The organism is Bradyrhizobium sp. CCH5-F6 (genome assembly GCF_001556045.1).
Classification (GTDB): domain Bacteria; phylum Pseudomonadota; class Alphaproteobacteria; order Rhizobiales; family Xanthobacteraceae; genus Bradyrhizobium.
On record NZ_LSIC01000089.1, the window covers coordinates 1 to 8,852 of the forward strand.

The following is an 8,852-nucleotide window of genomic DNA, read 5'->3' on the forward strand; positions in this document are numbered from 1 at the left end:
AATTGCTACGAGTGAGCGATAAACAGGGTGTTGCGACGAACGGTTGAATCCGCCCAGTACGCCGCGGCCTATCGATTCAACAGTCGCCCTCTCTGGAATACTGGGTCGCCCGGTCAAGCCGGGCGACGACAGCGAGACTGGAGCGCCGCCGTCGTCCTACCTCCGATACCCGCTCGCGCGAGAATAGCCCTGGCGATTCTGTTGCATCGGGCGGCTCGCGACGCTGGTCCGCGCCTCGCTGGAAACGGGCGCTGCGAGCTTCAGCTCTTCCAGGAAGATCGGCCGGGAGAAGTAATAGCCCTGGGCGTAGCGGATCTTGGTCGCGGCCTGGAGATAGGCGAGCTCCTCATAGGATTCGAGGCCTTCGGCGATCACCGTTATGCCGAGCGCTTCGCTCAAGGATTCGATCGCGCGCAGGATGCCCTGGCTGCGCGGACGCTTATGGATGTCGGTGATGAAGGAGCGGTCGATCTTGATTTCGTCGGCGGTGATGTCGGCGAGCGCCGACAGCGAGGAATAGCCGGTGCCGAAATCGTCGATGGAGATGCCGACGCCGAGCTTGCGGAACATCGGCAGGATCTCGGCCTGGAAATGATTCTTGGCGACGAAGGCGTCTTCCGTCACCTCGATCATGAAGCGTTGCGGAAAGCCGGTGTCGGCCAGCGCCTGCGCGAAGCTGCGCATGAACTCGGGATTGCCGGCCTGCTTGGCGGCGACGTTGATGCTGATGATCGCTTCCGCGCCGAACGTGTCGTTGATCAGGTCGATCGACTTGACGATCTCGGCGAGCACGAGATGGGTCAGCTCGTCGATGAGGCCGAGCTCGCTGGCGAGGTTGATGAACGAGCCCGGTGCCTGGATCACGCCTTCGTCGTCGCGCAGGCGTACCAATGCCTCGATGCCCTTCACCTCCTGCGTGCGGATGTCGACCTTGGACTGGAAGGCGCAGCAGAAGCGCTTTTCCAGGATGGCGAGCCGTAGCGACTGCTCGACCTTCATCCGCGCCTGCGCCTCGCGCTCCATGCTCGCGTCGAAGAAGGCGGCCAGCCCCTTGCCGCTGTTCTTGATGCGGTACATCGCGATGTCGGCGTTCTGCCGCAGCGTCTCGAAGCTGCGTCCGTGGTCCGGATAGAGGCTGATGCCGACCGAGGTCGAGGCGAAGACTTCCGAATGGTCGATGAAGAACGGCGCGGTCAGCCGCTCCAGTGTCGATTGCATGAACTCGGCGACTTCCTCCTGGCTCTGGATCGGAGAGAGCAGCAGCAGGAATTCGTCGCCGGAAATGCGCGACAGCATGTCGGAATCGCGCAGGTCGCGCCCGAGCCGCTTCGACAGCTCGACCAGCAGCGCGTCCCCCACCGAGTGGCCGTAATAGTCGTTGATGTGCTTGAAATTGTCGACGTCGAGAAAGGCCAGCGCAAAGCGTTCGCCGCCGCGATCGCGCGCGAGCAGGCCGCTTGCGCGATGCTCGATCACGCGCCGCGAGGGCAGCCCCGTCAACTCGTCGAAATAGGCCGAACGGAACAGCTGGTCCTCGAAATTCTTCTGTTCGGTGATGTCGGAAGACGTCGAGATCAGGAGCTCGCGTCCGGCGAGGCGAACGGGACGATGGGTCGTGAGCAGCACCTGGCGCGCGGTGCCGGTGTGGAGCGCTTCCTCGGTCACGACCGCCTGGCCGGCGCTCAGTGCCTGCCGGCAGGCTTCGCGTCGCGATGCCAGATCGGGTGAGGGCCGGCTGCCATCGATGCCGAGCTGGGCGGCGGCGGCATCGTTAACCAGCAGGAGCTCGCCAGTCGCGTCCTGCACGGTAAGGCCGGCCGGCAGCATTCTAACGATTTCCTTGAGAAAACCGAGCTCGGCTTCAGTCGCGCCGGAGTATCTATTGTCGTTCATAGAAGTCATGAATCTTGTTGTTTCGGCGCGCCTTTGCAATGGGCGCGATCTTGCGCGGTTCCCTCTTAAGTTTGGTTAAGGGGTCCGGAGAAATACGGGGGTGTTTTGGAGAAAACTTGCGACGATGCGACGCGCGCTGACGATCGTCATTAACAGAAGGTCAATGCGCCCAGTGAAACTGCAAGCGAAGCCGCGCCCGCAACTTCGCTGATGTCGAGTCCGGCTGCGTATGAGCCTTGATTGTAGCGATGTGAGCCGTTGCCGACGCCGCTTCCCGCTCCGAATAGGTGACAAGCAAGCGGAGCTGAATCATGCTTGTCTATTCGCTTCGCGGGATGCGGCATTGCATGATGCAATGCAGCCCGGTCTTCAAGTAAGAGATCTCGGTCTTGCCGTCGAAGGAAGACAGGGCCGATTTCAGCAGCTTGGTGCCGAAGCCGGGCTCGGACACCCTGTCCACGCTCGGCCCCTCGGTTTCGTCCCAGGTGATGGTCAAGCGGTCGTCGCTGACGGTCCATGACACCTGCAACAGGCCGCGCGGTGCGGAGAATGCGCCGTACTTGCCCGCATTGGTGGCGAGCTCGTGAAACATCAATGACAGCGTGACTGCGAGCTTCGGCGGCAGGAATAAGCGGTCGCCGTTGAGGGTGAAGCGGACATGGCCGTAGGGACCCAGCTCCGAGATCAGAAGGTCGCGGATGTCGCAGCCGCTCTTGTCGATCCGCGAGATCAGGTCGTCGGTCGCTGCCAGGGATCGCAGTCGGGGATCGATCCGGTCCCAGACCTGCGGCTGGTCGTGCAGCACCTGGTGCAGCACGGCATGCATCGTCGATACCTTGTTCTTCAGCCGGTGCTGCAGCTCGTCCACCAGCAGCTTGCGATAGTCTTCTTCCTCGGTCAGGCGCCTGAAGATCCGGCGCTGCTCGGCCAGCAGGGTGCGATAATGCTCGACACCCCAGATGGTGATGGCGCAGACCGCCCAGTAGAGCGCCAGCAGGGCAAATCGCGCGCGATCGGCGAAAGCGTCGCCGAAATTAAGGACGACGCCGAGCATGCCGCCGACCAGCGCCGTCACAACACCGATCCGGAATCCGCCCAGGGCAGTCGCGAAGAACACGGCCGGGAAATACGGTGTGAAGTAGATGTCGGGGCGTACCTGAGCGAGACCCCAGCGGACCAGGGTCGCACACAGCAGGCAGAACACCGCAAACGAGATGCTCAGGCCCAGCGAGGGCTTCTCCGCGCCCTGCCAGCTCTTGCGGAACTCGTCGATCAGCTTCCCCATGCGCAGCCCAGTTGCGATATGCGTTCGAAAATCGAGCGGTCCGTGAGGATGGTACGCATGAGGCGCGCCCAAGCATAGCTTGCCTTGTCGGAAGCGGGCGGGGATAGTGGCCGCTGCGGCGACGGCGGCGGCCGGCATTCGCCATTTGGCATCAAATCGCTCGAGAACAGGAACATTCCATGGGCAGGCTGGACGGCAAGGTTGCGGTGATCACGGGGGCAACGAGCGGGATCGGATTGCGCACTGCGGAAGTCTTCGTTGCCGAAGGTGCCAAAATTGTGATCGCCGGGCGGCGCATACCGGAAGGCGAGTCGCTGGCGAAGCAGCTCGGGCCCAACTGCATCTTCCGCCAGACCGACGTCACGGTCGAAGCGCAGATGCAGGCGCTGATCGCGCTTGCCGTGGACAAGTTCGGCCGCATCGATTGCCTGTTCAACAACGCCGGCGGCCCGGCACAGACCGGCGGTATCGAGGGCCTCGAGGTCGAGCGGTTCGATGCGGCAATGGCAACGCTGGTGCGCAGCGTCATGCTCGGCATGAAACATGCCGCGCCCGCCATGAAGAAGCAGGGTTTCGGCAGCATCATCAACAACGGCAGCATCGCCGGCCGTCTTGCCGGCTTCTCGTCTTCGATGGTCTATAGCGCGGCCAAGGCCGCGGTGATCCATCTCACCAAATGCGTGGCGATGGAGCTCGGCGAATCCAACGTCCGCGTCAACTCGATCTCGCCCGGCGCGATCGCAACAGGCATCTTCGGCAAGGCGCTGGGGCTCTCGACCGACGCCGCGGAGAAGACGCCGGCGGTGATGCGCGAGGTCTACAAGACCGCGCAGCCGATCCCGCGCGCCGGCCTTCCCGACGACATCGCCCATGCCGCGGTGTTCCTGGCCAGCGACGAATCCAGCTTCGTCAACGGTCACGACCTCGTCGTCGACGGCGCCATGACCGGCGGCCGGAACTGGAGCCAGCAGCAGCAGGGCTACGTGGCTCTGCGCAAGGCGTTCGACCAGGGGGCGTAGCGGATAGGTCTCGTGCCCCGACGCGGTGCGGCGCGAAGTGCCGCTCCGCGCGCGTCCGGGGCCCGAGAGTTGAGCGCTAAACCGCCCGCACCCGCACTTTCAGCCCATCCCGCGGCTTCGGGATCGGCCACATCTGCCAGTCCGGCTTGTAGCCGGGCGCGAGCGACACCTCGATGTTCTCGAGGAAATGCCGCGCGAAGCATTTCGCCTGCATGTAGGCGAAGTGCAGGCCGAGGCACATATGCGCGCCGCCGCCGAACGGCACGAAGGCGAAGCGATGGCGGTTGCGCTGGGCTTCCTCGGTAAAGCGCAGCGGATCGAAGCGGGTGGGCTCCGGCCAGATGTCCTTCATGTGGTGCGTATAGAGCGGATTGATGCCGACCGCGGTGCCGGCGGGGATCGCAAAGCCCTTGAAGCTGAAATCGCGCATCGCGCGGCGCGGCATCGACGGCACCGGCGGCCTGATCCGCAACGCTTCCTTGAAGGCCATTTCGGTCAGCGGCATTCTTTCGAGATCGTCGAAGCTGCTCGGCGCCCCCGGGGCGAGCCCGAGCGCGAGGACTTCCGCGCGAAGCCTGTCCTGCCAGTCCGGATTGGCGGCGAGCTCGCCGATGAAGGAGGTCAGCGACGAGGTCAGCGTGTCGTGCGCGGCCATCATCAGGAAGCTCATGTGGTCGATGATGTCCTGGTCCGACAGCAACGCGCCGTTCTCATGGGTGGCGCGGCAGAGTTGCGAGAACAGATCGTCGCCGCCATGGTTGCCGCGCCGCAGCGGGATCTGCTCGCTGAAATAGGCGACGATGCGCTTGCGTCCCTTCACTCCGCGCGCCATCTGGGTGCCGGGCAGGGGACGGCGGACCGGCGAGACGGAGGCGGCGACCATGTCGACGAATGCGCGGTTGATCTCGTCGACCTCCGGCCCGAGATCGGCACCGAGGAACGAGGCCGCAGCGAGATCGAGGGTGAGCTGCTTCATCGCCGGATAGAGCTGCATCTCGCCTGGCTTTGCCTTCCATTGCGCGATGCGCGCGGAGATGCCGCGGTCGAGATCGCCGAGATAGGACTTCATCGGCCCGGACTTGAACGCGACCGACAGCGCCCTGCGGTGCAGGCGATGCTCGTCGAAATCGAGCAGCATCAGCCCGCGCGGAAACAGCAGGCCCAGAACCTTGTTCCAGCCATGCGTCGAGGAGAATAGCTTCTGGTGGTCGAACAGCACGAGCTCGTTGCCTTCGGGCCCAAGCAGCACGACATTGGTCTCCCCGAAAAAGTGGGTACGGTAGACCAGGCCGTATTTGGCGCCGTTGGCTTCGATATGGCCCTTCGGATCGGCGAGCACCTGAAACGTCTTGCCGATGATCGGCCAGCCTTCGTCGCCGGGGATATGGGTCAGCTCATTGCGTCTGGGCGGGGTGAACTGAAACGGAGGGGCGGCCACATTCTGCATCGACATGATGATTGCTCCGGTTGGCTGACCGAACAGAATCCGCGCGACCGACGGCAATATTGCGGCCCGCGCCACGCTGATGCGATCAGCTTAGCACAGGCCGATATCACTTGCTCGAGATCGTGGTCGCAGGCGTAGCCGCAACGCGCCCTACCGCTTCGCCGCTTCCTTCTGGAGATCCGGCGCGTTGACGGCGGGAATCGCGACGCGGCCGGGGCCGGTCATCTTCAGAGCCTCGGCGGCCTTCTCGTTCTCCATGATCTTGGCCATCACGGCCTGGCCCGCGCGCTCGAAGATCGCGCGGTTCTCGATCACGAATTTTTGCGACCTGCGCAGGCCGTCGATATAGCCGTTGATCTCCGGCACGACGTAGCGCGCGACCATGTCCCAGCTCCGCCGCGTGTTTTCCGGATTGGCCCAGTCGTGCACGAAGCCGATGATGGCGCCGACGCCGCCGGAGACCTGCATCACGTTCTTGATCATCTTGACGAGATCGTCGGGCGTTCCGATCACGGACGCCGCGCCCTCGACGAAGGCGGTCTTGTCCACGGCCTCGTCCGGCGAGGAGAATGCGGTGAGGCCCGGCCGCTGCAGCGTGCCGACGTTATATTCGTTGTGCCAGCGCATCAGGCCCGCGCCCGCTTCGCGGCGCGCCTGCTCGCGGGTCTCGGCGATGTGGAAGGTCAGCAGCACGCGCCAGTCGGCGCGGTTCACCGTGGTGCCGTGCTTCTTGGCGGCATCCTCGGCGAACTGCCATTGTTGCTGTAGCGACATTAGGCCTTGCGTCGTCATCGAGCCCAGCGAGATGATGCCGATGCCGTATTTGCCCGCGAGCGTCATGCCGGAGGGCGAAATCTGCGAGGCCACGACGAACGGCATCTCCTCCTGCAAGGGCAGGATCTGGAGTGCGGCGTCGTTCATGGTGAACCAGTCGCTCTTGGCGGTGACGCGCTCGCCGTTGAAGAGGCGGCGGATGACGCCGATCGCCTCGTCCTGGCGGTCGCGTTGCGTCATCGGATCGATGCCGAGCGTGTGCGCATCCGAGGCGAGCGCACCCGGTCCGGAGCCGAAGATGGCGCGGCCGCCGGTCATGTGGTCGAGCTGCACCATGCGCTGGGCCACGTTGTAGGGATGGTGATAGGGCAACGACACGACGCCGGTGCCGAGCTTGATCCGCTTGGTCCGCTCGCCGGCTGCGGCCAGGAACATCTCGGGCGAGGCGATCATCTCCCAGCCGGAGGAATGGTGCTCGCCGCACCAGAACTCATCATAGCCGAGCGCATCCAGCTGCTCGACCAGGTCGAGATCGCGCCGGAACTGCAGCATCGGATGCTCCCCGATCGGGTGATGCGGGGCAAGGAAGGCTCCGAACTTCAGGCGCGCCATGGCGTTTCTCCGGCTTTCATTTTCTGTTTGTTGAGACGGCAAGGCTACGTGCCTGATGGCAAGAACGCAATCATGCGATGTCCCGCGCAACGGAATGCAGGCATGCGAGGCAAGGCGAGGTGGCATCGAGACACCAAGCTGCTGATCGAGGGCAGCGCGCTGCAGATCGTAGGCGCTCGCGCTCGACACATTCGATGTCGTTGTGCCGACGCGCGCACGGCGCAACCGCGCCGGACATACGGCCGGAGTGGCCCGTGATCGGCGCGGTATGTGTTCGCCGCTCGAGCGTGCAATCAGCGCAGGCAGGATTTGACGCCTCGCTCACGCCGTTTGTGACATTCAGATTTGCGCCGCATTTTCGGCGCGCATGTCCGCGCATCTGCACGAAGTTGAGGCATTACGGTTAATACGAGGCGTTTTTCTGCGGGAATCCGTGGGTTTTTCGCCAGATTGACAGCGCACGGTCTTTTTATTTTGCGGCGCAGCAACTATCTGGTTTGGCTGGACGTTGAATACCGCCCACCAGGAAATTGCCGTGTCGTTAGCCAGAAATGTCGATCTCTTGAGACGCCTTCCGAAGATGGACGGCCTGCGCTTTGCCGGTTTCGGCCGTAGCGCGGATTTGTCCAGCCCGCTGCAGGAGGTCACGGATTTCGGCGACAATCCCGGTAATCTGCGCATGTTCGCATTCGTGCCGGAGCAATTGCAGAAGCCGCGCGCGCTCGTCGTCGTGCTGCACGGCTGCGGCCAGACTGCCGCCGTCTACGATCTCGGCGCCGGATGGTCGACGCTCGCGAAGCATTACGGCTTCGCGCTTTTGATGCCCGAGCAGCAGCGCATCAACAACGGCAATACCTGCTTCAACTGGTTCAATCCGGAAGACACGGCGCGTGACGGCGGCGAGGCGCGCTCGATCCGCGAGATGATCGCGCACATGGCCGGCGCCCACCGCATCGATCCCAGGCGAATCTTCATCACCGGCCTGTCCGCCGGCGGCGGCATGACATCGGTGATGCTCGCGACCTATCCGGAAGTCTTCGCGGCGGGCGCGGTCATTGCCGGGCTGCCCTACGGCATTGCATCGAGCCTGCGCGAGGCGCTGGACGGCATGTTCAATTCCCCGGCGCGCCCTGCGCGCGAGCTCGGGGATTTCGTGCGCCGCGCGACCGACCATCGCGGGCCCTGGCCCAGGGTCTCCGTGTGGCATGGCAGCGCCGACCGCACCGTCAATCCCGGCAACGCCAACGAGATCGTCAAGCAATGGCTCGACCTGCACGACCTGCCTGACGCGCCGATGGCGGAGACGGTCGTCGACGGCCATCCGCGCCAGGCCTGGTGGAACAAGGACGGCGAGACGCTGGTGGAAAGCTACGCCATCACCGATATGGCTCATGGCACGCCGCTCGGCCTTGCCGACAACGACCAGCGCTACGGCATGGAAGGCGCGTTCCTGATCGAGGCCGGCATCTCCTCGTCCTATCACATCGCGAAATTCTTCGGCCTCACCGGCTGGATTGCGGACGCGGCGAAGGCGGAAGCCAAGCCGGCCGCCGCGCCGAAGCCGGCGCTGAGCCCCGCGCCGCATCTCGCCCGCTCGATCCGCAAGGCGGTTGCCGCGCAGCCGACTGATGCGAAGCGCGAGAAATCGCGCAGCTTCGACCTCGGCCAGATCATCACGCGCGCCCTGACCGCCGCGGGACTCATGAAGTAGCCTTAGCCCGCCTGTCCGGAATGACAGCGGGGCTATCCCATATGCGTTCTTGGCGGGACTTGAGCGAGCGCCTCGTCCTTCGAGACGACCGCTTCGCGGTCTCGTCAGGAT

Annotated in this window: 6 protein-coding genes; 2 read left to right on the top strand and 4 right to left on the bottom strand. The window is 64.2% G+C overall.

All coding sequences use genetic code 11. From position 1 onward, the window contains the following. Positions 1 to 156: 156 nt before the first annotated feature. Together AX729_RS16065 and AX729_RS16070 are read right to left on the bottom strand one after the other, a co-directional pair. Positions 157 to 1,893 (bottom strand): putative bifunctional diguanylate cyclase/phosphodiesterase, encoded by a 1,737-nt coding sequence (locus tag AX729_RS16065; RefSeq protein ID WP_061024677.1) that lies wholly within the window; start codon positions 1,891 to 1,893, stop codon positions 157 to 159. Positions 1,894 to 2,212: 319 nt separating this feature from the next. Then, positions 2,213 to 3,178 carry a sensor histidine kinase gene (locus AX729_RS16070; protein WP_061024678.1) on the bottom strand — a complete coding sequence of 322 codons (966 nt, stop codon included), beginning with the start codon at positions 3,176 to 3,178 and terminating at the stop codon, positions 2,213 to 2,215. Between the two features lie 179 nt (positions 3,179 to 3,357). On the opposite strand from AX729_RS16070, the gene AX729_RS16075 reads away from it, so the two are divergent. Next, positions 3,358 to 4,197, top strand: coding sequence for an SDR family NAD(P)-dependent oxidoreductase (locus AX729_RS16075; protein ID WP_061024680.1), 840 nt, complete (start codon positions 3,358 to 3,360; stop codon positions 4,195 to 4,197). 76 nt (positions 4,198 to 4,273) lie between these two features. On the opposite strand, the gene AX729_RS16080 is transcribed toward AX729_RS16075, so the two are convergent. Together AX729_RS16080 and AX729_RS16085 are read right to left on the bottom strand one after the other, a co-directional pair. Continuing rightward, positions 4,274 to 5,650, bottom strand: coding sequence for a cytochrome P450 (locus tag AX729_RS16080; protein WP_061024686.1), 1,377 nt, complete (start codon positions 5,648 to 5,650; stop codon positions 4,274 to 4,276). 144 nt (positions 5,651 to 5,794) lie between these two features. Then, a complete protein-coding gene (locus tag AX729_RS16085) occupies positions 5,795 to 7,030 on the bottom strand; it encodes an LLM class flavin-dependent oxidoreductase (protein ID WP_061024682.1) in 1,236 nt (411 codons plus the stop codon). 535 nt (positions 7,031 to 7,565) lie between these two features. On the opposite strand from AX729_RS16085, the gene AX729_RS16090 reads away from it, so the two are divergent. Beyond that, on the top strand, positions 7,566 to 8,741 hold the full coding sequence (locus AX729_RS16090) for an extracellular catalytic domain type 1 short-chain-length polyhydroxyalkanoate depolymerase (RefSeq protein WP_061024684.1): 1,176 nt from the start codon (positions 7,566 to 7,568) through the stop codon (positions 8,739 to 8,741). Positions 8,742 to 8,852: the final 111 nt, after the last annotated feature.

Coding starts and splice junctions, on each gene's coding strand:
- AX729_RS16075 (WP_061024680.1), top strand. CDS start 3,358: ATGGGCAGGCTGGACGGCAAGGTTGCGGTGATCACGGGGGCAACGAGC.
- AX729_RS16085 (WP_061024682.1), bottom strand. CDS start 7,030: ATGGCGCGCCTGAAGTTCGGAGCCTTCCTTGCCCCGCATCACCCGATC.
- AX729_RS16065 (WP_061024677.1), bottom strand. CDS start 1,893: ATGAACGACAATAGATACTCCGGCGCGACTGAAGCCGAGCTCGGTTTT.
- AX729_RS16080 (WP_061024686.1), bottom strand. CDS start 5,650: ATGTCGATGCAGAATGTGGCCGCCCCTCCGTTTCAGTTCACCCCGCCC.
- AX729_RS16070 (WP_061024678.1), bottom strand. CDS start 3,178: ATGGGGAAGCTGATCGACGAGTTCCGCAAGAGCTGGCAGGGCGCGGAG.